Consider the following 24,010-nt stretch of genomic DNA (forward strand, 5'->3'; position numbering starts at 1 on the left):
TTGGATGGATGGAAGCGGCTGCGCCGCGACCGCACGCGCCGGAGGCAGCCGGCGGGGCAGGATGCCCCGTCCGGTCCGCCGGCCGACCGCGGCCGCCGGACGACTCATTTCTTCGCGAACAGCGCGTCGAGCTTCTGTTCGAAGGCGTGGTAGCCGATGCGCTCGTACAGCTCCTCGCGCGTCTGCATCATCTCCACCACGGCCTTCTGGTGGCCGTCGCGGCGGATCGCCTCGTACACGGTCTCGGCGGCCTTGTTCATGGCGCGGAACGCCGACAGCGGATACAGCTGGATCGCCACGCCGGCCGCGGCCAGCTCGTCGCGGGTGAACAGCGGGGTCTTGCCGAACTCGGTGATGTTGGCCAGCACCGGCACCTGCACCGCATCGACAAACTTCCGGTAGGTGTCGAGATCGTAGGCGGCCTCGGCGAAGATCCCGTCGGCGCCGGCCTCGACGCAGGCGATGGCGCGCTCGATCGCCGCGTCCACGCCGTCGACCTGGATCGCGTCGGTACGCGCGATCAGGAAGAAGTCCGGATCGGTCCTGGCATCGGCCGCGGCCTTGACCCGGTCGACCATCTCGCCCTGCGACACGATTTCCTTGCCGGGGCGGTGCCCGCAGCGCTTGGCGCCGACCTGGTCCTCGATATGGCAGGCGGCCGCGCCGGCCTTGATCAGCGACTTGATCGTGCGCTCGATGTTGAAGGCGCTGGGCCCGAAGCCGGTGTCGATGTCGACCATCAGCGGCAGGTCGCAGACGTCGGTGATGCGGCGCACGTCGATCAGCACGTCCTCGAGCGTGTTGATGCCGAGGTCCGGCAGGCCCAGCGAACCCGCGGCGACGCCGCCGCCGGACAGGTAGATCGCGCGGTAGCCGGCGCGCCTGGCGAGCAGGGCGTGGTTGGCGTTGATCGCGCCGATCACCTGCAGCGGCGATTCGGCGGCGAGGGCGGCGCGGAAGCGCGCGCCGGCGGACTGGGAGGAAGCGGAGCTGGACATGGCGGCCTGGGGCATGGCGGCGGGGATTTCCCGGTGGACTGCAATGTGGCACTCTTCCTCGGGTTGATCAATCTTGATTGAACGGATCAAGCTGAAGCCATGACCCAGCCCGGCCCCGCCGACGGCGACCTGATTGCGGCCCCCCAGGCCTGCGCCCTGCTCGGGATCAGCCCGGCCACGCTGTACGCCTACGTCAGCCGCGGGCTGATCGAGTCGCGCCCCGGGCCCGACCACCGCAGTCGCGTCTATCTGCGGCGCGACATCGAGCGCCTGGCGCAGCGCAAGAAGGCCGGGCGCGGCGCGGCGCGGGGCGCGGCGCAGAGCCTCGACCGCGGCCTGCCGGTGATGGAAACCGCGATCTCGCTGATCCGCCCCGACAGCCCCTACTACCGTGGCCGCGCGGCGGTCGGCATGGTGCGCGCCGGCGCCACGCTCGAGGACGCCGCGCGCCTGCTCTGGGACTGCGGCGACAGCGATCCCTTTGCCGGACTCGACGTCGAGGGCTGGCCGGCGCGGGTCGCGCCGATCGCGACCGACGCCTCGCTGCCGCCGCTCAAGCGGGCGATGGCGTCGATCCCGCTGCTGGCGGTGGACCAGCGCGATTCGCTCAATGCCGCGCCCGCCGCGCGCCGCCGCATCGCCGCGACCCTGCTGCGCCAGAACGCCGCCCTGCTGGTGGCCGGCGCCCCGGACGCGCGGCCGGTGCACCGGGTGCTTGCCGACGCCTGGCGCCCGGGCGACGAGGCTTTCGCCGACCTGGTGCGCGCGGCCCTGGTGCTGTGCGCAGACCACGAACTCAACGTGTCGGCCTTCGCCGCGCGCGTGGTGGCCTCCACCGGCGCGCACCTGCATGGCACGGTCTGCGCCGGGCTGTCGGCGCTGTCCGGACCACGCCACGGCGGCGCCACCGCGCGCGCCTACGCGCTGATCGCCGATGCCGCCGGCGCCCGCTCGGCATCCGCCTTCATCGGCGAGCGTTGGCGCCGCGGCGACGAACTTCCCGGCTTCCACCACGTGCTGTATCCCGACGGCGACCCGCGCGGCGCCGAAGTGCTGGCGATGCTGCGCCGGTACCGCGCCGGCGATCCGCGCATGGCCCATGTCGATGCGCTGGTGCAGGCCGCGGCCGAGACCAGCGGCCGGCTGCCCAACATCGACGGCATGCTGGCCGCGATCTGCTACGTGCACGGCCTGCCCGAGACGCCGGCGCTGGTGATGTTCGCCGCGGGGCGGCTCGCCGGCTGGCTGGCGCACGCGCAGGAGCAGCAGGCCGCGGACCGCCTGATCCGGCCGCGCGCGCAGTACAACGGGGTGCTGCCGGAGAGCGGAGCAGACGCCTGAGCGTCGCGGGACCGGAGGGCGGCTGCGTCCCGATGGCCGGCGTGCCAGCCGCCGCTGTTGCCGGGGCGGCGGCCGGCGGATTCCAGCGCAGCCGTCGCTGCCCTGGACGCTTGCCGTCCGCCGCGTCGGCCAGGGGGCGGACTGCCGGAGTGGCATCCGATGTGAAAACTCCGTCGAGGTTCAGCCGCTGTCCCGCATCCTGCCCGGCTGCCGGGTCCGCCGGACCCGTCTTCCCCGCCCATGACCGACTCCAACGACGCCATCGCCGTGCGCTTCGACGCCGTCCGCCTCGACCGGGGCGGTCGCACGATCCTGTCCGGCATCGACCTGGCCGTGCCGCGCGGCAGCGTCACCGCCGTGCTCGGACCCTCGGGCAGCGGCAAGTCGACCCTGTTGGCCGCGCTCACCGGCGAGCTCGTGCCCGCGGCCGGACGCGTCGAGGTGTTCGGCCAGGCGGTGCCGCAGCGCCAGCGCGCGCTGCTGGAGCTGCGCAAGTCGATCGGGGTGCTGCTGCAGGGCAACGGCCTGCTCACCGACCTCACCGCCGCGGAGAACGTGGCGCTGCCCCTGCGCGCGCATACGAGGCTGCCGCGCGAGGTGATCGACCGCCTGGTGGAGATGAAGCTGCACGCGGTGGGCCTGCGCTCCGCGGCCGACCTGTATCCGCGCGAGCTGTCCGGCGGCATGGCACGGCGCGTGGCCCTGGCGCGCGCGATCGCGCTCGACCCGCCGCTGATGGTCTACGACGAGCCGCTGACCGGCCTCGACCCGATCGCGTCCGGCGTGATCATGAACCTGGTCTCCGAGCTCAACGACCGGCTGGGCCTGACCAGCATCATCGTCACCCACCACGTGCACGAGACGCTGCCGATCTGCGACCACGCGGTGGTGATCGCCAACGGCGGCATCGTGTTTTCGGGCACGCCCGGGCAGCTGCAGGCCAGCGCCGACCCGCTGGTAGGCCAGTTCCTGCGCGGCGAGCCCGACGGCCCCATCGCCTTCGACAGCGCGCGGCGCACGGAGGCGGCGTGAGCGCGACCGGCACGTATCCTTGCGTCGGGCTGCCCCCCCTCCCGACCTCCCCCCGCGCGCGGGGGGAGGAGATGCGCCTTCGCTCCACGGCCGACAAGCGGAGGCCGACGCCCAGCTTTGGTTCCACCAGGCAGCGGTGGGGAGGCGCGATGCGCCTTCGCTCCATGGCCGACAAGCGGGGGCCGGGGCCCCGTCTTCGCTCCACCGAGCAGCGGCGGGGGAGCGGGATGCGCCTTTGCTCCCTCCCCCGCTGCGCGGGGGAGGGCTGGGGTGGGGGTGCATCGGCCGCCACGTTCCACCGGAGCACCCGCTGATGCCGCTCGCCTCCGCCCTGCGCTCGGTGGGCCGCGCCGGCCTGTTCTCGCTCTCGGTGCTGCGCGCCTCTAGGCCGACCGCCGACTTCTTCGCCGAACTCACCCGCGAGATCTACAAGATCGGCGCGCGCTCGCTGCCGATCATCGCGGTCGGCGGCGCCTTCGTCGGCCTGTCGCTCACCCTGCTCGGCTTCCGCGCGCTCGAGACCTACGGCGCCTCCAACCAGGTCAGCGTGCTGATCGGCCTGGGCCTGTACCGCGAACTGGCGCCGGTGCTGACCGCGCTGCTGTTCGTCGGCCGCGCCGGTTCCTCGATCGCCGCCGAACTCGGCCTGATGCGCGCCACCGACCAGATCACCGCGCTCGGCCTGATGGCGATCGATCCGGTCGGCAAGGCGGTCGCGCCGCGCTTCTGGGCGGCGGTGCTGACCGTGCCGCTGCTGGTGGGGTTCTTCGCCAGCTTCGCCATCGCCGCCAGCTGGTTCCAGGCGGTGCAGGTGCTGGGCATCGACAACGGCAGCTTCTGGCAGATCATGAAGGACGCGGTGGATTTCCACGGCGACTTCGTGCCGGCGTTCGTCAAGGCGGCGGTGTTCGGCGGTACCGCGGCGCTGGTGGCCTCGTACGTGGGCTACCACGCCGAACCCACCATCGAGGGCACCTCGGTGGCCACCACGCGCGCGGTGGTCAACGCCTCGCTGCTGGTGCTGATGTTCAACTTCGTGCTGTCGGCCTTCCTGTTCCGGTGAGCCGCATGCACCGCAACCGCTTGCCCGCCGTCTTTTCCGCAACACGCAATCCGCCGCATCGCGCGGCGACGAGGTGATCCAATGGCTACCCGTGGCCCCCGTCTCGAATTCGCCGTCGGCGCCTTCCTGGTCCTGGCGCTGGCCTCGCTGCTGGTGCTGGCCATCGCCTCCACCAACGGCCGCTTCGGCTTGTCCGGCGACACTTACGAGCTGACCGCGCGCTTCACCCAGATCGGCCAGCTGCGGCCCAACGCACCGGTCAAGATCGGCGGCGTCACCATCGGCCGGGTGTCGAAGATCGACCTCGATCCGGTCAAGTTCGACTCCATCGTCACCCTCGCCATCGACGAGCGCTTCAGCGAGATCCCGATCGACACCTCGGCCGGCATCCTCACCGGCGGCCTGCTCGGCGAAAGCTATGTCGGGCTGCAGCCCGGCGGCGACATGGAGGTGTTCAAGCCGGGCGAGGAACTGGTGTTCACCACGCCGGCCGTGGACCTGATCCAGATGGTCGGCAAGTACATGTTCAGCGGCGGCGGCGACAATGCCGCGCCCGGTGATGCGCAGCCCGCGCCCGCCGCGCCGTCCGCTCCGGAAGAAGGAACGACCCCATGATCCGCATCCCCCGCAACGCCCTCGCACTGGGCCTGGCCGCGACCCTGCTCGCCGCCGCGCCCGCCCTGTCCTTCGCCCAGGCACAGTCCGCGCCCGCGGCGCCCGCCACCATGCAGGGCTCGCCCAGCGAGCTGGTGCTGCAGAACACCCGGCGCGTCCTGGAAACGCTGGAGTCGCGCCGCGCCGAGTTCACCCGCGACCGCGCCGCCCTGCAGCGGTTCGTCAGCAGCGAATTCGACACCATGTTCGACCGCGACTACGCGGCCCGCCAGGTGCTGGGCCGGCACGGCCGGGGCGCCTCCGATGCCGACGTGAAGGCCTTCGGCGACGCGCTGGCCGACAACCTGATGCGCCGCTACGGCTCCTCGCTGATCGATTTCAACACGCGCCTGCGCGTGCGGATCAAGTCCGAGACCGCGTTGCCGCGCAACCTCGGCGTCAAGGTCTCCAGCGAACTGCTGCGCCAGGGCGGCGAGCCGATCCCGGTGGACTACCTGATGCGCCGCGCCGGCAGCGGCTGGCGCGTGTTCGACGTGATGGTCGAAGGCGTGTCGTTCGTGCAGACCTTCCGCCAGCAGTTCGACGCCGAGCTGCAGCGCAAGTCGATCGCGCAGGTGACCAAGGAACTGCGCAGCGGCCAGCTCTCGGCCGAGGCCGGCAGCAACTGATGGCACAGGCGGCCACCCTGCGTCGCGACGGGACCACGCTGGCGTTCGCCGGCGCGCTCGTGCGCGAAGCGGTGGCCGCGCTCTGGCCGGCCGCACTGGCCCAGGCGCCGGGCGTGGAACGCTTCGATCTGTCGGCGGTCACCTCCGTGGACAGTGCGGGCCTTGCCCTGCTGGTGGAACTGGCGCAACGTGGCGGCGGCGTTCCGGTGGTCGGCGATCCGCCAGGCCTCGACGGCCTGCGCCGCGCCTACCGGCTCTCCCCCACCCTCACATTCGCGCGGGCATGAAGTCCGCGCAGCGCATCCGACGGACCGCATCCATGAGTGTCTCCCTGCGCACGCTGCCGCGCCTGTGCCTGCTCCTGCTCCCGACCCTGCTGCTGGCCGCCTGCGCCAGCGGCGGCGGCGCTCGTCCGTCCGCGACCGAGGCTCCGGCAGTGGCGCCTCACGTTGTGGACACGTCCGCCGTGCCGGCGGTCGACACCACGGCCGCCGCTGCCATCGATCCTGCGCTGGAGGCGTCGGAAGCCGCTACGCAGGCCAGTGACCTGGCGGCCGAACCGCCCACTGCCGATGCCGCGCAAGCCGACGTGGCCGCCACCGCGCCCACCGAGGCCGAACTCGACTACGCCGCCATTTACGGCGCGCCGTACGATCCGGTCGCCGATCCCAGCCTGCCGGCGCCGGCGCAGCTGCCCGGCAGCTACGACCCCTGGGAGAAGTGGAACCGCAAGGTGCACCGCTTCAACAACGCCGTGGACCGCACCATCGCCACGCCGCTGGCGCGCGCCTACATGAAGGTGGTGCCGCGGCCGGTGCGGCTGGGCGTGGGCAACTTCTTCAACAACCTCGGCCAGCCGGTGAGTGCGCTCAATGCGCTGCTGCAGGGGCGCCCGGGCCAGGCCGGCCAGTCGCTCGGCCGCTTCCTGCTCAACGCCACCATCGGCATCGGCGGCATCTTCGATCCCGCCACTGCGGTCAACATCCCCAACCGCAGCGAGGACTTCGGCCAGACGCTGGGCGTGTGGGGCTGGAAGAACTCGCGCTATGTCGAGCTGCCGCTGTTCGGCCCCCGCACCCTGCGCGATACCTTCGGACTGGTCGGAGACGCGCCGCTGTCGCCGACGCGCCAGATCGAGGACGACGGCACCCGCTATTTCCTGCAGGGCCTGCAGCTGGTCGACCTGCGCACCCAGCTGTTCGCCGTCGACGCCATGCGCCAGGGCGCGGCCGACGAGTACGCGCTGGTGCGCGATGCCTGGATGCAGCGCCGCAACTACCAGATCCAGGCCGACCGTCGCAGCGAAGAGGACGAGGAGCTGCCGGACTACCTGCGCGACGACGAAGCCCACCCGACCGTGCCAGTCGACGTGATGCCGATCGTTCCGCTGTCGCCCACGCCCTGACGCCTCGCCGGCCTCAGTCGGGAAAGCGCAGCACGGCGTTGTCCGGCGGCCGTTCCCCGCGCCGCATGCCGGCGCCTTGCGGCTCCCAGGGCGCCTGGCCCAGCTGCTCGAAGTCCCCGTAGCGCCCCAGCAGTTCGAAAGCGTCGAAGGCGAACGGCAGCCCTTCCGCGCCCAGCAGCGAAGGCCCGTCGGCGACGTGGAAATGCAGGTGCGGCCAGCCACCGCTGCCGCTCAGTCCGACCTCGCCGAGCACCTCCCCACGCCGCACGCGCTGGCCCACCGCGACGCGCACGCTGCCCGGGCGCAGGTGCTCGTAGAAGGCGTGGCGTCCGTCCTCCAGCGCCAGCACCACATGGTTGCCGCTGCCGGCGGACAGCCGATGGCGCCCGTTGCCGGAGATGCGTTCGGCTTCCGGGTAGTCGTTGCGGACGGCAACCACCTCGGCATCGGCCACCGCCAGCACGGGCTCGCCGCAGCCGTAGGCGTTCCGGATCACATCCGGGTCCGCGGCGGCGATGCGGCCCTGCGCGTCGAGTTTGACCAGGTCCAGGGCGAAGCGGCCCGGCAGGGTCGCGCGCCCCTCGAGCGCATAGTGCACGCGGCGGTGTCCACGCGCCCAGGCCGGATCGAACACCGCCGCCCAGGGCCCACCGCGCAACGGCGGACCCAGCACGATGGCGCCATCGCTGCCGACCGCGACTGCACCGGCCGAGACCTGCGCGTCTGCAGGTTCACCCGCCACGCCATAGGTCACGATATGCCGCAGCGAGGACGGCACCGCCGTTGGCGCAAGCTCCAGTTCGACATGCAGCACGCGCACCGTGCCGGGTGCGAGCAGGCGCGCATCTCCGGTTTCCGCGGCAGGCACCGCCGGCACCAGCCGACGCCGGAGCGCGTCGCCGGCGTAGCTGGCGAGCACCCTGCCGTCATCGCCCTGCACCTCGATCCGCTCGATCGCCAACGGCTCGCGCGCGAAGCTGGTCAGGTGCAGCTCGTGGAACAGGCGCAGGCGGCCCTGCGACGGCACCGCTGCGGGGGCCACCGGCACGCGCAGGTCGAAGGATTCGCGCTCGGGTCCCGCTGCGGCCGGGGACGGCCGGGATACCGCGATGGCGAGCAGGACGACGAGGCACAGGCCGATCCGAATGCGCGATTCCTCCGCTGTGGAGGTCGTCAGTATCGGCCGGGCGTCGGGACAGGACCCGTGCCACAAGTCGACCCGGCCACCGCCGCTCGTCGCGCCATGGACACCGCGCGTGTCGATGCCTGCGCCCGCGCCTAGTCCTGCGCGTCCGTGCCCTCGTCGGCTTCTTCGGACTCGTCGATCGCACCGCCCAGCAGGCCGGCAGCTTCCGGACCCGGGAGCGTCTCCACGCCGCGCAGCCTGCGCTCGATCGCGCGGGTGCGCACGCCCGCGGCCTTGATGCTGTTCTGCACCGTGCCCAGCTGCGAAGTCGCCTTCTCCAGTACCCCGGCGAACTTGCCGAATTCGCTCTTCACCGCGCCCAGCAGCTTCCACACCTCGCTCGAACGCTGCTCGATCGCGAGGGTGCGGAAGCCCATCTGCAGGCTGCCGAGCAGGGCCGTGACCGTGGTCGGCCCGGCCACCACGATGCGGTGGTCGCGCTGCAGCGCATCGGTGAGGCCGGGACGGCGGATCACCTCGGCGTACAGGCCTTCGGTGGGCAGGAACATCACCGCGAAATCGGTGGTGTGCGGCGGCACGATGTACTTCTCGCAGATCGACCTGGCCTGGGTGCGGATCGCCCGCTCGAGCGCGGCCCCACTACTGCGCACCAGCTCCGGCTCGGCCTGCTCCTGCGCGTCGACCAGGCGCTCGTAGTCCTCGCGCGGGAACTTGCAGTCGATCGGCAGCCACAGCGGTGCGTCGTCCGCGCTGCGCCCCGGCAGGCGCACGGCGAAGTCCACCGCCTCGCCACTGTCGGGACGCACGCGCACGCTGCGCGCGTACTGCTCGGCGGTCAGCGTCTGCTCGAGGATGTTGTCCAGCTGCACCTCGCCCCAGGTACCCCGGGTCTTGACGTTGGTCAGCACCCGCTTGAGGTCGCCCACGCCGGTCGCCAGTTGCTGCATCTCGCCCAGCCCGCGCTGCACCTGCTCCAGCCGCTCGGATACGAGTTTGAACGAGGAATCCAGGCGCGTGGTCAGCGTGCTCTGCAGCTTCTCGTCCACCGTCTCGCGCATCTTCTCCAGCTTGGCCGCGTTGTCTTCCTGGAGGCTGCGCAGCTGCTGCTCCAGGGTGGCGCGCATCTCGCCGATACGCTGCTCGTTGCGCTGGGTCAGCTCGGCCAGGCGCGCGCCCAGGCCTTCGGCGAAACGCTGCTGCTGCTCGCCGGTTTCCGAACGCGCCCGCGCCAGCTCCCCGGCCAGCGACTGGCGCAGCGCAGTCATGCCGGCGTCGATGCGGCTCACCAGCTCGGCCTGCTGCTGGCCGAAGGCGTGGATGCGCGCCTCCTGCTGCTGGCCGAACGCGTCCATCTGCTCGCGCAGGCCGTGCAGGCGCTGGCCGAGCGCCAGCTCGAAGCGGTGCTGCAGTTCGGCGTGCTCGCCGCGGGCCTTGCGCGCATCGTCGGTCAGAGCCTCGCGCAGCACGTCCAGGCGCTGGTCGGTGCGGGTGGACAGATCTTCCAGCCGCCGGCCGAAGGCGTCGTTGCGTTGCTCCTGCAGCACCGCCAGCCCGTCGAGCTGCTGGCGCAGCTCGCCCCGTCCCTCGCGCTGCTCCTCGCGCAGCGCGCGCTCCAGCTCCCGCCCCGGGCGCCGCAGCACCAGCACCGCCAGCAACACCACCGCCAGCAGCAGCAGTGCGGTCATCGTGTACAGCAAGGTCATCGAATCCATGGCGCCAAGTCTAGGCGTTCGCGGTCTCAGGCGATGATCCCCCGCGACTGCCAGCCCCGTCCGAGATCTGCGGCGGTCGTACCCGGCCGGCCGACGGCGCGCCAGCGATGCGGACGTCGCAAGACGGGCGACAGAGCGGATCAAGGAACTGGACGGGGTTGCGGACAGGGTGAACCAAGCTTCCTCGCCTGCAGTCCCGTCCAGGCAGATGCCTACCCAGCGTCGTCTTGCCAGGCCACCCGCCGGACCGGACAGCCAGCGCGGAGCGTGTTGTGGATCTCCGCAAGACGATCGGTTTCCTCCAGCAGCAAGTCGATCCGCTCCGGGGCATCCGGCGAATTCACCCTGGCCGCATACGTGACCGATTCAGCCGCCAGCCCCACCCCGTTGAACCGGGCGGACGCGACCACCTCGCAGCCAATGACCTGGATCCCCAGCCGTGCCGCCTCCCGGTAGAGATCGTTGCAATAGCAGCTCGCCAGGGCGGCCATCAGGAACTCGCCACCGTTGACGGCGCTGCCCCGCCCCACCGCCTTGGCCGCGACCGCGAGCCGCTGCATCGACTCGCCAGTACGGACCTCGAGCGCATGGCCACCCGCGGCACTGAGCAGATGAGCCGAAATTTCCATCGGTCCTCCAGGTCGGACCTCGGCTGAAGCAGAGGGACGCCAGCCGGGTCGTCAACAACGTGCGGCGCGGTCCGCGGGTCACGCGCGGAGACCGGCTCCCAAAGTCCGGGCTGGCTCGCGGCAGCTGGCGCCGGAACCGGGCCGAGGCGCAACGGGGGTTCGGCTTGAATGATTGGTTGGGCCGCAGCATGCGACGACAGTGAGGAGCACGCAAGCGTCCGCTTTGGACGTCCCGAAGCCATGAACGCCGGCGCGACCATGAACTGTCCGCCGGCAACCTGCCGAGCGAGGGCTTGCCCCATGATGCCGGCCAGCCCGTTGCCCGGCCGGCGATCCGGCAGCTCAAGCCGCCCGATCGGGCGCCAGCTGTTCCGCGCGGCGGGTAAGAGCCGACGCACGGGGATGCTTGGCGACGCGAGCAATCACCCGACCAGGTGCAACCGTGATCCTTGGCTTTTGGTCTTTGCGGCCTGGCGCCCAGGTTAAAGCCAGACGCGCAGGGGTGCGGAGCAAATGGCAAGGGTACCTGGCGTGCGTTCTCCGGAACGAAGCGGCCTCGGCTTGAACGCATTGTCAGGCGGCTCCCGTCTCCTCGCCCAGTTCGCGCGACACGTGCTCTGAAATCTCACGTGTGTTCTTGAGGAACTCCGCCTCAAGATCGACGCCACATTTACTGGCCAGCACCATGATTGACCAGAGGCAGTCAGACAGTTCATGGCCGAGCTTTGCGTGATGCTCATCGATCGTCCGAACGCCGGCGTGAGCCTGAATCAGCTTGGCCAACTCGCCGACGTCTCCCATGAAGCCAAGAGCCAGCTCCTGCGTGCTCCAGACGCGTCCCCAGCGTTTGACCTCCAGTTGCTCGTAGAGGTCGTTCAGCTGGAGCGCCGCTTTTGCGAGATCGCTGAAGTTCATCCCCTGCCGCCTAACGCCCACGTCAAGCCGGGATGCATCGTGAAGCAAGGCATACGGCAGGCAGTTCCTGCCACATGCTTTGCGCAACCAAGCGTCGCCGGTTCGAATACATTGTCAGCCCGGGCCCGCGATCCCGTGCCCACCCACCGGTGCAGTCTCGATGTGCTGGTCGAAGCCTGCAATCAGCGGCTTACCCTGGGCAATAGCGGCCTGGACCGATGGCAGCGACAACGAGGCCTTGTGGCTGGCCTGGCTGTCCCAGACCTCGGTGATCCAGATGGCGTCAGCGTCCGCGGGGTCTTGTGCGACGACATAGCTCAAACACCCTGGCATTCCTGAAACACCGTCCAGAAGAATCGAAATCAGCGCGTCGCGCTGGCCAGCGACCGCCGTCATCTTTCCGATCAGACCATACATTGTCGCTCCCCCGATGCGCGCGGCGCCTGCTGGCATAGCAAACGTCGCAGCTCCAATCGCCGCAGCCGTAAGAAACTGGCGCCTGCCGAGTGTCATGACGAACCGCCTAGCGCCTGAATTAAGCCGCGCCGAAGGCGTCGACTTGAATGATTAGTTCGGCCGCGGTAGCGACCGAGCGACAATCCAGAAGCACACCGCAGCAATCAGAACCAGAACCGATGGCACAAAGAACTCGACAGAAAGCAACGCCCAGTTTGCCCAAGTTTGTGGATTGGAGAGGTCTGTGTAGAAAAAGATTACTCGGGTTATCGTGTCGGAGATGAGAACCCAAACAATCAGTGATACGAGCGAAACAAACAGGAACCTGCTCGGCCGAGTACGCAGGGTACGCATGAGCTGCCAGCACCCTGCAACAACGATGAGTAGGCCAAGCAACGCAGCTGCGCCGGAAAGTTCTTTCGGTCCCACGAACTTGCTCCGCGACCTAATACATGAGCTAAGCCGCGCCGCGAAGCGGCGTCGGCTCGGACGATTTGTTAGGCGGCGCGAGTTAACAAAGTAAGTGCAACACCCACGCCGCCCGAAGATGAAGAGGTGAGCTGGCAGACTGGAGAGGATCACTCCGGCAAGAGACGATCCCTCATGTACCACCAGCTCACCGAGCCCGAACGATACACCCTGTCCGTGCTTCACCGCGACGGGCAGTCCCTTCGCGCCATCGCGCGCCTGCTGGGTCGGTCGCCGAGCACCATCAGCCGCGAAGTTCAGCGCAACCGCTGCCACCGGACGGACGGCGCCTACCGGCCGAGCAAGGCGCAGGAGCGAACCAATGGCCGGCGCCGGCGCAGCCGGCAGGTCAGGCAGCACGATCCCGATACCTACGGTCGCGTCGAGGCCCTCCTGTCCCACGCACAGTGGAATCCCGAACAGATCGCCCGCTGGCTGGCGTTGCACGGCGTTGCGCGGATCAGCCACATGACGATCTACCGGCACGTGCACCGCGACCGGCTCGCCGGAGGCAACCTACGCTACTGCTTGCGCCAAGCAGGCAAGCGAAGACGCAAGCGGACGTTCGGCCCCGAACGGCGGGGAAAGCTCCACGGCAAGCCCATGATCGACACTCGCCCCGTCGAGGCCGAGGATCGAAGGCAAGTCGGTCACTGGGAAGGAGACACCGTCATTGGCACAGCCGGAGAGCGGGCCTGCCTGTTGACCCTGGTCGAGCGAAGCACCGGGCTGGCCCTGATCGCCAGGCTGCCGCATCGAACCGTCAAAGCGGTCAATCGCGCCACCGTCGATCTGATCGGACGCAGCGGCCTGCCGTTCAAGACCATCACCTGGGACAACGGCACCGAGTTCCATGGCTACCAGGCGATCGAACAAGCGACGGGGGTTCGTTGTTACTTCGCCTATCCCCATCATCCATGGGAGCGAGGGAGCAACGAGAACTTCAACGGTCTGTTACGTCAGTACCCGCCCAAGCGCAGAAGCTTGGCGCGTGCAGGCCAGGCCCACTGCGACCGTATCACGCATAAACTCAATACACGACCGAGGAAGCGATATGGCTACCAGAGCCCAGTCGAACGCATGCAACAGCTCTCAGGGGTGTTGCACTTGGGGTGTTAATTCACCCCTCATCCGGAAACAGTGACTCATACGTTGGGTCTGCATGCTCCCACTGAGCGTCACGTGCGATGAGGTACGACCGAACATCTTGTAGCCCCACCTCTGGCGGGATGTTGACGGAGATATATTTTGGATTGGCTCCCTCATAACTGCACCCAAGGGAGACCAAGCCTTGAAGAAGCTGATCCGAAGTGTTGCCCGGAGAGACAGGCGGGTCAAAGATAACTCGGATTGTCCGGTTGCCTGACCTCTCGACTACGGACTGAAAGGTTGGCACTTGCTCTTGGGGGTCTATCGGCGCGAGCACTGTGTCTTGCCACGAAACGCCGTAGGCGTAGAACGGCGAGTTGTCCAGTTTGTAGAGGTCGTGGCCGAGCGGAATTGCCCAAAGCGTCTCGATAGATGCAACGCCATCATCGCCTGGGACGCGGAACAGAACTTTGGCTGTCGGTTCGCTGCTCATGAGTCATAACGTCTGAGTTAAGCCGTGCCGCGAAGCGCCATCGGCTTGAACGAATTGTTAGACCGCGTGCCCACTGTGCGAGAGCACTTGTAACGTACAAATTGCTGGCCTGGCACAGACATGTCGTCAATTAGCTGACGACCATCTTGAGAGAGCTTGAACTTTGCAGTGGATAGCCATGTTTCTCCCTCGCCGGATAGCTCGGAGATCAGGGCAATCTCAGTTTCTCCGCGAGTCACGACGGCTATGATTGCGCCTTCACTTTCCCAGTAAGAAATATGCTGCCGTGCAATGCGAAGAATCATATCGTCTGCGTCTGACCCGCAAGAATCAGGGCTTCCGGCCCAGTAGCCAAGAAAGCGATCTGGGACGTTGGCTCCGTGACTGCCCGCAAACGCTGACAGTGGCAGTAGCAATGCAGCGATCGCCGAGGCAGTTCTCATCGCACTCTCCAGCGCTCTAACGCTTGAGTTAAGCCGACTTGGCCCGCGCAGCGGGCAAGTTCGGCTTGAACGAGTTGTTAGGCCGCAGCGCTACACCCACGGCAGCCATATGAGCAAGCCTACACGAAAGCTCTGAGGGCCAAAGCTTGCAAACAGAAAGACGGCGGACCCTATGCCGGATAGCCAGCACACAGCCGCATGACTGCCCGCAAAGTAGGCGGTGGCACAAACGGCACCAAGAAGTATCCCGAGAGCCGCACAGACCAGGCGGGCCACCAAGTCAGCGCGAGGCGTCACATCTGGTAATTCTTTCATGCGGTCTAACACCCGAGTTAAGCCGCGCCGAAGGCGTCGGCTTGAATGACTAGTTAGGCCTGACCCTTGGTGGGCAAGACCATCGGAATGGTGAACTGGATGCGCGACTGGGAGCTGTCGGTTGCATCGCTACGCCCTTGGCTCCCGAGGGCAACCGCGCCAACCACGAGGCCAATTCCTCCTTTGGTCTCTGTTCCCTTCGCCGCAGAGATAGCAACGTCGAAGTAGATGCTTTGGACTGCCTGCCGCATGACGGTGCTACTGCCCTTCTCGATCAGATAGCCGTACACCTTCGTGTCATTCGTCCCCGTCGCCCCTGCTACGTTTCGCGGATTCACAATTGCGCTCGTACCTTCGAGAGCAGCGCTCGCGTCTTCAATTCCTTGGGAAATCTGTACGAGCGTCTCTTTGATGAAATTTCGGAGGTCCATGATTGCTCCGTTGAAGGCCTAACGCTTGAGTTAAGCCGTGCCGCGAAGCGGCATCGGCTTGAACGAATTGTTAGGCCGTGGAAACAGAAGCCAACAGAGGGCAGGAGCTAGGGCATTGACCGCTAGGGCGAGCAAGTAAGGCCAGCCGGCAACTTGTGCTAACCGCCAGAACGGCACCGAGCCCCCAGCCGGAAGTGCAAGCCAATGGTAGGAGGCCCATATGACCGTATAGAAGAGTGCGGAAATGAGCGCACCAGAAGCCAGTAAGCCGCTGAACGAGAGGCGGCTACCCCGTTGAGCAACGAGTAGGCCCAGGATCGAAGCCCCGACGGGCACCAGATACGCGCTTGCCGTACGCAGCCATCCGCTCGCTGGGAGCGTGGCCAAGTAAGACAGCAGCAGGCTCCCGCCGATGAAGCAAAGGAAGAAGATGCGGTAGGAGCGTACTCGCGACAGACTTGTCCCCACGGCCTAACACCTAAGTTAAGCCGACCCGCGCAGTGGAGCGGACCAGGTGGCGAGCTTTACCTGCCGCCTGGGCCGCGTAACGAAGCGGGTTCGGCTTGAACGCACTGTTAGGCCGCACTCTGGAATCTTTCAGCCCCGACCGCAAGCCAAGCGGCTACGCAGAGACAGACGACTGTTGCTGCCCCAAGAATCACCAGAGCGAGCGTGGGGAAGGCGTACGAGGTGTAGCCCCCGACCAGGAACACGAGCGGCAGAACAAGAAGCCGGTTCCCTGCCCAGCGATGAAGCGCCACGGGGTCCGACACGCGAGCGTAATCAACGACGTTAAGTGGCTTTGCGTTGCCAGCGAAGCGCACGGCCAGAGCCACCGCCAGCAGGATCAGCACGAGACCGAACTGGACCATTGCGAGAACAATTCCCATGCGGCCTAACGGTTGAATTAAGCCGACTCGCGAAGCGAGTTCGGCTTGAATGAATTGTTAGGCGCCCGCTCTGAGGCCGACTCTGCGATATCGAAGACAGCCCGCGACGCATAGCCTGCCATCGATAGCAGCAGTCCACCCAGAGCAGAGATGAAGATTGGGAGTACGAATGGCGCAGCAGCGATCCAGCCTCCGAGAGAGCCCATAGCGGACCAAGCCATCACTGGAAGGAGGATGAGGCTCAAGAACACGGTGCCCCAGCCGACTATGACAAGGATTGAGGCGAGTCTTCTAGCGGATCGATACGGCATAATCGTTTCCTCCAATGCGCCTAACGCTTGAGTTAAGCCGCGCCACGAAGTGGCGTCGGCTTGAACGAATGGTTAGGGCTCACGCCCCGCAATCTTGGACCACAGCAGGCGCCGGACTCATGTAGGTGACTTGCCCGTTGCAGATCTTGTATGCGAACGACGTACTTGCCAGACTCGGATCAGGCACTGTGGCCGTGTGCATGATCTCGCCGGCGGGGGATAGTAGACGAATGCGTGCCCCGTCCGGGCTGGCTTGGCCGCCTGGAGTGACCAGCTCCAGCGTTGAGCCATCCGCAAGCTTCAAGGTCGCGCTTTGCTTGGATGGCAAGTGGAGGTCGAAGGTGATCGGCGTCAGGTTGTCGTGCTGAATGGAGCCTACAAACTGGACCCGCTCCGGCATCGCGGCAAACGCCGCGAGCGAAGAACTGAACAGTACTGTTGAAGCGGCGACAGCTTTCATTGCATACCTCCATGTTGCGTGAATGGTGCCGGTGAGCCCTAACGCCTGAATTAAGCCGCGCCGCGAAGCGGCGTCGGCTTGAATGAATTGTTAGGCAAGGCTCGCGTCATACCTTCAGGCGCCCCCTGAGGAACTTGCTGGCGGCACCCTTGAGTTCGCTCCTGTCGAAGAGCTTGCCTTGAAATTGGAAATCTTGATCAATCCTGACAATTAGCAATTGCTCAAAGTCGCCTTGACTCTTGACTATCACACGATCGTTAGATTTCTCGGGTGAAATGGTTTTTACCTCAACGAGCTTGCCGTTGATTGTGCCGTCAGATCCAGCCGTGTGAGTGCCGTGACTGCGAAGCCCGAACTTGATCTCAGCATAGATTTCTCCGAGCTCACCCCAAACTTGCAAGTATCTGCCTGTGTTTTCGAAGTGCCGTGCAGCGCACTCTACTAGCTCTTGCAAGATTTCTGTTTGCTCCAGGATGCTGTAGGGAAAGCCGTCCCTGCTCTCAAACGGTTCGCATGGCCCTATGGAATAAACGTCATCTTCTGGCGTGTCCTTGAGTTGGGAGTCAACCCACTCCCGATCAACGTACTTCCACTGCCAAGGTGCTACGCCACACCCGGCGGCGTCGGCGATTTCTTCGGCGCTATAGCCGCGTTCATTCATCTCGTAAAGAAAATCCCAGTCGCCCATAATCTTTCTGCCTTGCCTAACACCTAAGTTAAGCCGAATTGCAGCGCGTAGCCGGGCACATGGCAAGCTTTTTCTGCCATGCGACTGGCGTAGCGATGCAATTTCGGCTTGAACGCATTGTTAGGCGGCACTCGCACATTACTTGAGCTTTGCCTGCAAACGCTTGGCCCGCTTGTCCAATGAATCCACGATGGACTTGCTTGGTTGGATTGGATCGAATGTTGTTCGCCATTCTTGGATCACCGCAAGCGCATCTGCGTAAGCTTTGCGGCGCTCAAGCAATAGACTCAAGCGATCTATCGGGGCGTGAAGCCGGCGGTGCGCAGACGCATATGGATCTGTCGTTGTAAAAGAACGAACCTCCGAAATGGCCTGAGTGAAAGCGAGAACTGCCGCTTCGCTATCTCCGCTCTTCTCAATCTTGAGCGCCGCCGCTACCCGCTCATCGATTTTCTCAGCGCGAGCTTCAAGTTGTGCACGCCTGTCCCAATCAGGATCGCCTTTGGTGATGCGTAGGACAACACCAACGGACTTCTTGCCAAGAAGTCGCTTGATCCAGGTTGTGCCACCACGCACCGCATGAACTGCGGCCTCGATCGGCTCGCCTTTGAGTAGTGCGTCTGCATCCCGAGCGTCCGAAGGTAGCCAGCCGATCTGCTCCCCAGATTGCGTAAGAACCTTGACTGCCCATCTGTCGTGCGGATTCGTCGGGTCGGCTTTGAGTTGCACCGGCTCATTGACACGCATGCGCCGAATGATGTCTTGGCGCGATGCGCCATCATCGTTGTTGTGGCTCTCGCCCCGGACGCCAACAAGAAAAGTTCGACTCATGTTTCGGATTCTAGGACTGCTCGATTGTGCCGCCTAACACCAGAGTTAAGCCGAGACGCGTAGTGGAGCGAAGCACATGGCAAGATCTACCTGCCATGTGGTTTGCGTAACGAAGCGGCTTCGGCTTGAACGAATTGTTAGGCCGCGGGTGCTACGGCTCATAAGCAACCTCTTTGAAATCACGCACGGCCGATGGAATGAAACGGCGCTCGCCCGCTGGATTGATCTGAACGACCCCGATGAAGGTGCCGCTAACGGAGCGCCAGGTCCAATGCGGCGCCTGCGTCGCCAGCGTGTGCAGGAAGAGCCCCACAGTCTGCTCTGCCGAATCCGACTCTTGACCAAGTCTCAACCCAAAGTTGCGGCACGCTGGATCTGAAAGCGTAACCCCGTGATGCAAGTCCGTTGATGCAATGGCCTTGAAGGAAACCAACGTGCTGTCTAGGTCAGCAAGTGTAGCCAGCTCACACAGGCTAGTTGTTCGGGCTACGTGCCCGCCGGCGAATGCCGGGAGCAATCCCGCCGACGCCATAAATGCAGTAGCTAAGATTCGTCTTGCCGTAGCCATCGTGCGACCTTCGTCGACTCTCTATGATGCTTGGGAGCGGCCTAACGCCAGAGTTAAGCCGCGCTGCGCAGGGGCGTGAAGCACATGGCAAGCTTTACCTGCCATGTGGTTTGCGCCCCGAAGCGGCGTCGGCTTGAACGAATTGTTAGGCCGCGGCTGCCTTAACCACCACCCCAAGCCGCGACCACCCTACGAGGAGCTTTGTTGCGCCAAGCTTGGCGAACGAGCTCGGCTACGACAAGTGGCTCCGCCCCAGCCAGGGCTACGCGCAGCCCGACGACCTTCCCACCCCACAGCAGCTTCTCAACAAACTCTGGGTGCATGGCAAGCGCCTGCTCCCGATGCTCTTCTGAGACAAAGACGTGAGCGTGCAGCTCATCCGGAGGAACAGTCACAAAGATCTTTCCGCTCACGCGGAACGACAAGTAGTTGAAGTGGGGCTCTTCGGTCACTCCGGGCAAGGAAATAGCGAGTGCTCGGACTGCGTTGAGATCCATCAGCTCCCCCGAACGTTTGCGAGCGGCCTAACGCCTGAATTAAGCCGACCCGTGAAGCGGGTTCGGCTTGAATGAATTGTTAGGCGTCACTTGCATAGACCATCACGGGCAAGGGTTGCGCCAATTTGCTCAGCCGACCAGTTGCGAGTTATCCAAATGGTAAGCGCCGTGCCGGATGTGTGCCACCAAAGATTGTTGCCTACGGGATGGGCGGCATTGTGGGTGCGCGCAATCTGCCAAGAGGCGCGCTCGCCAGGTGCCGCCCGCAGTGGATCACCGAAGAGAAGTCGGGCGGCAACTCCCCAAGGATTGAGACGGGTAACGGCAATAGGAGACTCTTCGCGGCATCCCTGCCAAGCGGCCTGCACCAAACCTCTGTCGAAGGCAGTTGGATCTGCCGGAACCGGCCTACCGTGAACTCTGAAAAGGCCAACGGCATAAGCGATGCCCGGCAAAAGTGCGAGCAAGCTTGCCAGCACCAGGATCGATAGAAAGGCCTGACGTGCGATGTGCATGGTGTGACGCCTAACGCTTGCTTGAATGAATTGTTAGGGCGCTACTCGACTACGCTCGCGCCCCAGCCATCATAGTCACCGCCATGTTTGGCTGCTACAGACTCAAGCGTGCGCGTCGTGGCGGTCATTGCGTCAAGTTGGGGCGCCATTACGCGGATGGCGTGAATCTGCCATTGCGACTGTCCGGCATCTCGGTCTATTGAGGCGATGGTGTAGCCAAGCTTTTCCATTTCAGCGGCCGCCGATTTGGCTTTCGATTTGCTAGGCATGAACATGAAGAAGTCGATGTTATGCGGCTTTGAAATATCAGACCCGGCGGATATCAGGTTCTCGATGACACGAGCATCTTGCTGCTCTGCAATGGACTGAGCTGAGCAGATGCCGACAAATAGCGTGGAAGCAAGAATTAGATTGATGAGGACTTTCATAGCGCCCTAACACCAGAATTAAGCCGTGCCGCGAAGCGGCATCGGCTTGAATGACTTGTTAGGCAGCATGCTTACGATGCCGCCCGATGTAGATTGCAGAAACCAGCAGCACCGCAGAGGCAGCAAGCGTGGCGATCGACTGGTACAAGAGCCGCATGCCGACGCGACAGTAAGCCTCCGGATGATCGAGCGAAGTAGCTCCGCAATGACCGAAGCGGAGATGGGCTGTCGCATGAGCGGAAAGCAGCCACCAAAGCCCTAGAAGGCCAATGGCCGCACTGAAGCTGAAAAGCACTGCCCGGAGGACCCTGCGCTTGCCCATGCTGCCTAACACCAAAGTTAAGCCGAACCGCGTAGTGGAGCCAAACACATGGCAAGCTTTACCTGCCATGTGCTTGGTGGAACGAAGCGGTTTCGGCTTGAACGCATTGTTAGGCCCCGTTGCGCGGGACCAACTCCGGCCAGCCGTCAGCTCGCCCGGCCCTAAGGACAAATTGTGCCTGCTCGCGCGGGAAGCAGCGACCGGACAGCTCAGAAAAGTCGCCCTGATCCCGCGGGTGCTCGACCGAATGCACGACATTCTGTCCAAGAACGAACAGAAGCAGGGAGATGCCGTCGCTCTCTTGGATGGAGGAGCGCGACTCAACAGGCCAGCCGAAACCTAGCGCTTCTTTGGCGGTTTGGTCGTTGGAGTACGGACCAAGTACACAAACCCGGTCCCACTCCCCAGCCTCTGCGGCGCGCAGGTCGATCACATTGCCGGCGTGAACTTGCACTCCGATGGTTTCGGAAACCCTGTCCGAGCCGCATCCGGCGAGAGCCAAGCACCAAACAATGAGGAGGCCGAACTGTCTCATAAGGGGCCTAACGCCTGAATTAAGCCGCGCCGCGAAGCGGCGTCGGCTTGAGTGAATTGTTAGGCCTCATGCTAGTAACCAATCTTGAGGTGTGCAATTAGCGGGGTGATTTCCTCTAGGTCGAAGAAGCCGGTGCGCTCAAGCGAGACAACCATTACTGACATTCGCAGGTCGCCAGTTGGCAGGTACGTTTGCCATGTTACCGGAGAGCTGCGATGACCAGTTGGCTGTGCGAACCACACTAGTGATTTATCCCCGAAGAAGGTGTATCCAGCGAAACGATAGCCCGGTCCCGGTCTGGCGGGATGATTGCCAACATAGATGTCGAACAGCTTTCTGCCGCTCTGCACATGGGTGGCGGTACACGACCAGAAATCTGGGCCAGGCACGCCGGAAATTTTGACGTTAGTGACACCCGGGAGCGCTGGGCAAGCGGGCGTCGGGCCGATGGGAACATTAACAATCTTGGATTGTGCGTTGGCAGGTGCGGGTGTGAACGACAACCCAGCCAACAAGGCAATTGCGAGAATGTGTCTCATGAGGCCTAACGCTTGAATTAAGCCGAGCCGCGTAGCGGCTTCGGCTTGAATGAACTGTTATGCGACACGTACTTTACGGTATGCGCCGCTTTGCCACGCGCTAGCGAAATGCATAAGGCCCGAGCGACTCAAGTTCCTTCCCAAATGCGTTGAGACTAGGCGGGGACTCGAACGCGATAGCGAAATCAGGCAATTGTTCCGCGCCAGACGCGACGCGTTTAACGTCCAGCTTAGAGATTGCGTCCAAGACACCCACGAACTTGGCGATTCCGTCTCGGATTGGGTCGGACCATCCGAATGTCATGCGATGCACAGAGGCAAGGTGCTCGGGCGGCTTCACGCTGCGAACCTCCAGCTCAAAATTAGCTGCTTCTTCGTAAAGAAGGGCTAGTTGCTCGACTGCATCCTTGACATCGCAAGTGTTGCTTCATCTGTCGTGACTGCAAGTATCTTCGGCATGTCACTTGTACATTGGACAGCAACTGACCGGATCAACCGTTGAAGTATTTCGGGCCGCTTCTGCAGCCAAGACAGGTAGTCAGCTGCAGGAAGATGCGTCGGTCGAATGAACTGGGCACCAGTTTCAACTCTTTTCAACTTTCGATCAACGGCTCTTATACGCTCAAGGAGCATCTCTCTAGCTAAAGCGAATTGCCAGCCACACCTTCCCTGTCGAAAGACCTTCTTGGCCGACAGGCTTTCATCAGAAAGCGCTTCTGGCACATATTTCGCATACGCTTGTATCGCCTTGTACACAGATATGACGAGCGCAGTCGCAAGTGCTGGTGCTGCAAGATTTCGGAGTGATAGCGTCTCACCACCAAGTTCCGAAACAACTTCTGCCACGCCCCAGAACAAAACTGTAACCGTAGCGAATAGGGGAACTTGATCTGGTACGTATGCAGCGATTTTTCGCAGCCGTTCGTACCATGTCACCTCGCTGAACTTCACTGAGTGCTGAGCGCCGTACTCGTTGTTGTCAGACATGTCGCGCCCTCACTTGTGCCGCATAACGCTTGAGTTAAGCCGCGCCACGAAGTGGCGTCGGCTTGAACGAATGGTTAGGGCTCACGCCCCGCAATCTTGGACCACAGCAGGCGCCGGACTCATGTAGGTGACTTGCCCGTTGCAGATCTTGTATGCGAACGACGTACTTGCCAGACTCGGATCAGGCACTGTGGCCGTGTGCATGATCTCGCCGGCGGGGGATAGTAGACGAATGCGTGCCCCGTCCGGGCTGGCTTGGCCGCCTGGAGTGACCAGCTCCAGCGTTGAGCCATCCGCAAGCTTCAAGGTCGCGCTTTGCTTGGATGGCAAGTGGAGGTCGAAGGTGATCGGCGTCAGGTTGTCGTGCTGAATGGAGCCTACAAACTGGACCCGCTCCGGCATCGCGGCAAACGCCGCGAGCGAAGAACTGAACAGTACTGTTGAAGCGGCGACAGCTTTCATTGCATACCTCCATGTTGCGTGAATGGTGCCGGTGAGCCCTAACACTTGAGTTAAGCCGACTTGGCCCGCGCAGCGGGGCAAGTTCGGCTTGAACGAATAGTTAGGGCGCCGGCGACAGAACTGCCGGACCCCGTTGCCGGAACTGTACGCCAACCGATCGCCCTACCGGGCTTGCCCAGAGGCAACTCGGCAGTCGGTCGCCCCGTGGAAGACCGCCAGCCAGCGGCTCGCGCCTGGAGCCGTCGGGAACGAAGTTGCTGCGCGCCGATCTGGAGCGGCAGGCTTGCGCTAGGAAGGTGGAGCTGCTGCGACCACATACCGGTCATGGGATGCCTCAGCGAGCGCCCTAACGCTTGAGTTAAGCCGACTTGGCCCGCGCAGCGGGACAAGTTCGGCTTGAACGAATGGTTAGGGCGCCGGCGACAGAACTGCCGGGCCCCGCTGCCGGAACTGTACGCCAACCGATCGCCATACAGGGCTTGCCCAGAAGCAACTCGGCAATCGGCTGCCCCGTGGAAGACCGCCAGCCAGCGGCTTGCGCCTGGAACGGTCGGGGGCGAAGTTGCAGTGCGCCGATCTGGCGCGGCAGGCTTGCGCTAGGAGGATGGAGCTGCTGCAGCCACATTCCGGTCATGGGATGGCTCAGCGCGCGCCCTAACACCAGAGTTAAGCCGACCCGTAGCGGGGCGGCGGATAGGTGCTAGCGTAGCGTAAAAGCACCTAGCCGGTGCCCCGCTACGGGTTCGGCTTGAACGAC

27 protein-coding genes are annotated in these 24,010 nt (G+C 64.5%); 8 read left to right on the forward strand and 19 right to left on the reverse strand.

The window, feature by feature from the left end; translation table 11 throughout:
- Positions 1-104 precede the first annotated feature (104 nt).
- Positions 105-998 carry a methylisocitrate lyase gene (gene prpB, locus ACFQ2D_RS11895; protein ID WP_280941630.1) on the reverse strand — a complete coding sequence of 298 codons (894 nt, stop codon included), beginning with the start codon at positions 996-998 and terminating at the stop codon, positions 105-107.
- Positions 999-1,097: 99 nt separating this feature from the next.
- On the opposite strand from prpB, the gene ACFQ2D_RS11900 reads away from it, so the two are divergent.
- The 7 genes from ACFQ2D_RS11900 (at position 1,098) to ACFQ2D_RS11930 (ending at position 7,122) form a co-directional block, all read left to right on the forward strand.
- A complete protein-coding gene (locus ACFQ2D_RS11900; RefSeq protein ID WP_280941631.1) occupies positions 1,098-2,339 on the forward strand; it encodes a citrate synthase family protein in 1,242 nt (413 codons plus the stop codon).
- Positions 2,340-2,579: 240 nt separating this feature from the next.
- Positions 2,580-3,371, forward strand: coding sequence for an ABC transporter ATP-binding protein (locus ACFQ2D_RS11905; protein ID WP_280941632.1), 792 nt, complete (start codon positions 2,580-2,582; stop codon positions 3,369-3,371).
- A 313-nt stretch (positions 3,372-3,684) separates the two neighbouring features.
- On the forward strand, positions 3,685-4,434 hold the full coding sequence (locus ACFQ2D_RS11910; protein ID WP_280941633.1) for an MlaE family lipid ABC transporter permease subunit: 750 nt from the start codon (positions 3,685-3,687) through the stop codon (positions 4,432-4,434).
- Between the two features lie 81 nt (positions 4,435-4,515).
- A complete protein-coding gene (gene mlaD / locus ACFQ2D_RS11915; protein WP_280941634.1) occupies positions 4,516-5,049 on the forward strand; it encodes an outer membrane lipid asymmetry maintenance protein MlaD in 534 nt (177 codons plus the stop codon).
- Positions 5,046-5,717 carry an MlaC/ttg2D family ABC transporter substrate-binding protein gene (locus ACFQ2D_RS11920; protein WP_280941635.1) on the forward strand — a complete coding sequence of 224 codons (672 nt, stop codon included), beginning with the start codon at positions 5,046-5,048 and terminating at the stop codon, positions 5,715-5,717. Before mlaD ends, ACFQ2D_RS11920 begins: the two co-directional genes overlap by 4 nt.
- Positions 5,717-6,004, forward strand: coding sequence for an STAS domain-containing protein (locus ACFQ2D_RS11925; protein WP_280941636.1), 288 nt, complete (start codon positions 5,717-5,719; stop codon positions 6,002-6,004). The genes ACFQ2D_RS11920 and ACFQ2D_RS11925 overlap by 1 nt, the downstream gene beginning before the upstream one ends.
- A 32-nt stretch (positions 6,005-6,036) precedes the next feature.
- On the forward strand, positions 6,037-7,122 hold the full coding sequence (locus ACFQ2D_RS11930; protein ID WP_280941637.1) for an MlaA family lipoprotein: 1,086 nt from the start codon (positions 6,037-6,039) through the stop codon (positions 7,120-7,122).
- Positions 7,123-7,135: 13 nt separating this feature from the next.
- Here ACFQ2D_RS11930 and ACFQ2D_RS11935 read toward each other — a convergent pair whose 3' ends face one another.
- The 5 genes from ACFQ2D_RS11935 to ACFQ2D_RS11955 form a co-directional block, all read right to left on the reverse strand.
- Positions 7,136-8,170 carry a M23 family metallopeptidase gene (locus ACFQ2D_RS11935; RefSeq protein WP_280941638.1) on the reverse strand — a complete coding sequence of 345 codons (1,035 nt, stop codon included), beginning with the start codon at positions 8,168-8,170 and terminating at the stop codon, positions 7,136-7,138.
- A gap of 230 nt (positions 8,171-8,400) precedes the next feature.
- Positions 8,401-9,972, reverse strand: coding sequence for a DNA recombination protein RmuC (rmuC, locus tag ACFQ2D_RS11940; RefSeq protein ID WP_280941647.1), 1,572 nt, complete (start codon positions 9,970-9,972; stop codon positions 8,401-8,403).
- A gap of 221 nt (positions 9,973-10,193) precedes the next feature.
- Entirely contained in the window at positions 10,194-10,610 is a 417-nt protein-coding gene (locus ACFQ2D_RS11945; RefSeq protein ID WP_280941639.1) for an OsmC family protein, read from the reverse strand.
- A gap of 573 nt (positions 10,611-11,183) precedes the next feature.
- Entirely contained in the window at positions 11,184-11,525 is a 342-nt protein-coding gene (locus tag ACFQ2D_RS11950) for a MazG nucleotide pyrophosphohydrolase domain-containing protein (protein WP_280941640.1), read from the reverse strand.
- Between the two features lie 114 nt (positions 11,526-11,639).
- Positions 11,640-11,942, reverse strand: a complete 303-nt coding sequence (locus tag ACFQ2D_RS11955) for a putative quinol monooxygenase (RefSeq protein ID WP_280941641.1) — start codon at positions 11,940-11,942, stop codon at positions 11,640-11,642.
- A gap of 642 nt (positions 11,943-12,584) precedes the next feature.
- Here ACFQ2D_RS11955 and ACFQ2D_RS11960 point away from each other — a divergent pair.
- The gene (locus ACFQ2D_RS11960; protein WP_280941642.1) at positions 12,585-13,568 is read left to right on the forward strand and encodes an IS30 family transposase; all 984 of its coding nucleotides are present in this window, start codon (positions 12,585-12,587) and stop codon (positions 13,566-13,568) included.
- Position 13,569: 1 nt separating this feature from the next.
- Here the strand turns inward: ACFQ2D_RS11960 and ACFQ2D_RS11965 are convergent, their stop codons facing one another.
- The 13 genes from ACFQ2D_RS11965 to ACFQ2D_RS12025 all read right to left on the reverse strand — a co-directional run bounded on the left by ACFQ2D_RS11965 (position 13,570) and on the right by ACFQ2D_RS12025 (position 23,253).
- Complete coding sequence (locus ACFQ2D_RS11965; protein WP_280941643.1) at positions 13,570-14,031, reverse strand: DUF4265 domain-containing protein; 462 nt, start codon at positions 14,029-14,031, stop codon at positions 13,570-13,572.
- Between the two features lie 811 nt (positions 14,032-14,842).
- The gene (locus ACFQ2D_RS11970) at positions 14,843-15,220 is read right to left on the reverse strand and encodes a hypothetical protein (protein ID WP_280941644.1); all 378 of its coding nucleotides are present in this window, start codon (positions 15,218-15,220) and stop codon (positions 14,843-14,845) included.
- A 1,280-nt stretch (positions 15,221-16,500) separates the two neighbouring features.
- Positions 16,501-16,881 (reverse strand): hypothetical protein, encoded by a 381-nt coding sequence (locus ACFQ2D_RS11975; RefSeq protein WP_280942924.1) that lies wholly within the window; start codon positions 16,879-16,881, stop codon positions 16,501-16,503.
- A 106-nt stretch (positions 16,882-16,987) separates the two neighbouring features.
- Positions 16,988-17,569: a DUF6998 domain-containing protein gene (locus ACFQ2D_RS11980; RefSeq protein WP_280942925.1), complete on the reverse strand. Its 582-nt coding sequence runs from the start codon at positions 17,567-17,569 to the stop codon at positions 16,988-16,990.
- A 138-nt stretch (positions 17,570-17,707) separates the two neighbouring features.
- Positions 17,708-18,400: an HIRAN domain-containing protein gene (locus tag ACFQ2D_RS11985; protein ID WP_280942926.1), complete on the reverse strand. Its 693-nt coding sequence runs from the start codon at positions 18,398-18,400 to the stop codon at positions 17,708-17,710.
- A gap of 151 nt (positions 18,401-18,551) precedes the next feature.
- Positions 18,552-18,833, reverse strand: coding sequence for a hypothetical protein (locus ACFQ2D_RS11990; RefSeq protein ID WP_386795658.1), 282 nt, complete (start codon positions 18,831-18,833; stop codon positions 18,552-18,554).
- A gap of 296 nt (positions 18,834-19,129) precedes the next feature.
- Entirely contained in the window at positions 19,130-19,465 is a 336-nt protein-coding gene (locus ACFQ2D_RS11995; protein WP_386795659.1) for an MmcQ/YjbR family DNA-binding protein, read from the reverse strand.
- Positions 19,466-19,551: 86 nt separating this feature from the next.
- Complete coding sequence (locus tag ACFQ2D_RS12000) at positions 19,552-19,980, reverse strand: hypothetical protein (protein WP_280942927.1); 429 nt, start codon at positions 19,978-19,980, stop codon at positions 19,552-19,554.
- A 41-nt stretch (positions 19,981-20,021) separates the two neighbouring features.
- Entirely contained in the window at positions 20,022-20,408 is a 387-nt protein-coding gene (locus tag ACFQ2D_RS12005; RefSeq protein WP_280942928.1) for a ribonuclease E inhibitor RraB, read from the reverse strand.
- A gap of 431 nt (positions 20,409-20,839) precedes the next feature.
- Complete coding sequence (locus ACFQ2D_RS12010; protein ID WP_280942929.1) at positions 20,840-21,265, reverse strand: hypothetical protein; 426 nt, start codon at positions 21,263-21,265, stop codon at positions 20,840-20,842.
- Between the two features lie 71 nt (positions 21,266-21,336).
- The gene (locus ACFQ2D_RS12015) at positions 21,337-21,804 is read right to left on the reverse strand and encodes a hypothetical protein (RefSeq protein ID WP_280942930.1); all 468 of its coding nucleotides are present in this window, start codon (positions 21,802-21,804) and stop codon (positions 21,337-21,339) included.
- Between the two features lie 387 nt (positions 21,805-22,191).
- A complete protein-coding gene (locus tag ACFQ2D_RS12020) occupies positions 22,192-22,791 on the reverse strand; it encodes a hypothetical protein (RefSeq protein ID WP_280942931.1) in 600 nt (199 codons plus the stop codon).
- A gap of 81 nt (positions 22,792-22,872) precedes the next feature.
- A complete protein-coding gene (locus ACFQ2D_RS12025) occupies positions 22,873-23,253 on the reverse strand; it encodes a hypothetical protein (protein WP_280942924.1) in 381 nt (126 codons plus the stop codon).
- Between the last annotated feature and the right edge of the window lie 757 nt (positions 23,254-24,010).

Source organism: Luteimonas composti (genome assembly GCF_042678665.1).
Taxonomy (GTDB): domain Bacteria; phylum Pseudomonadota; class Gammaproteobacteria; order Xanthomonadales; family Xanthomonadaceae; genus Luteimonas; species Luteimonas composti.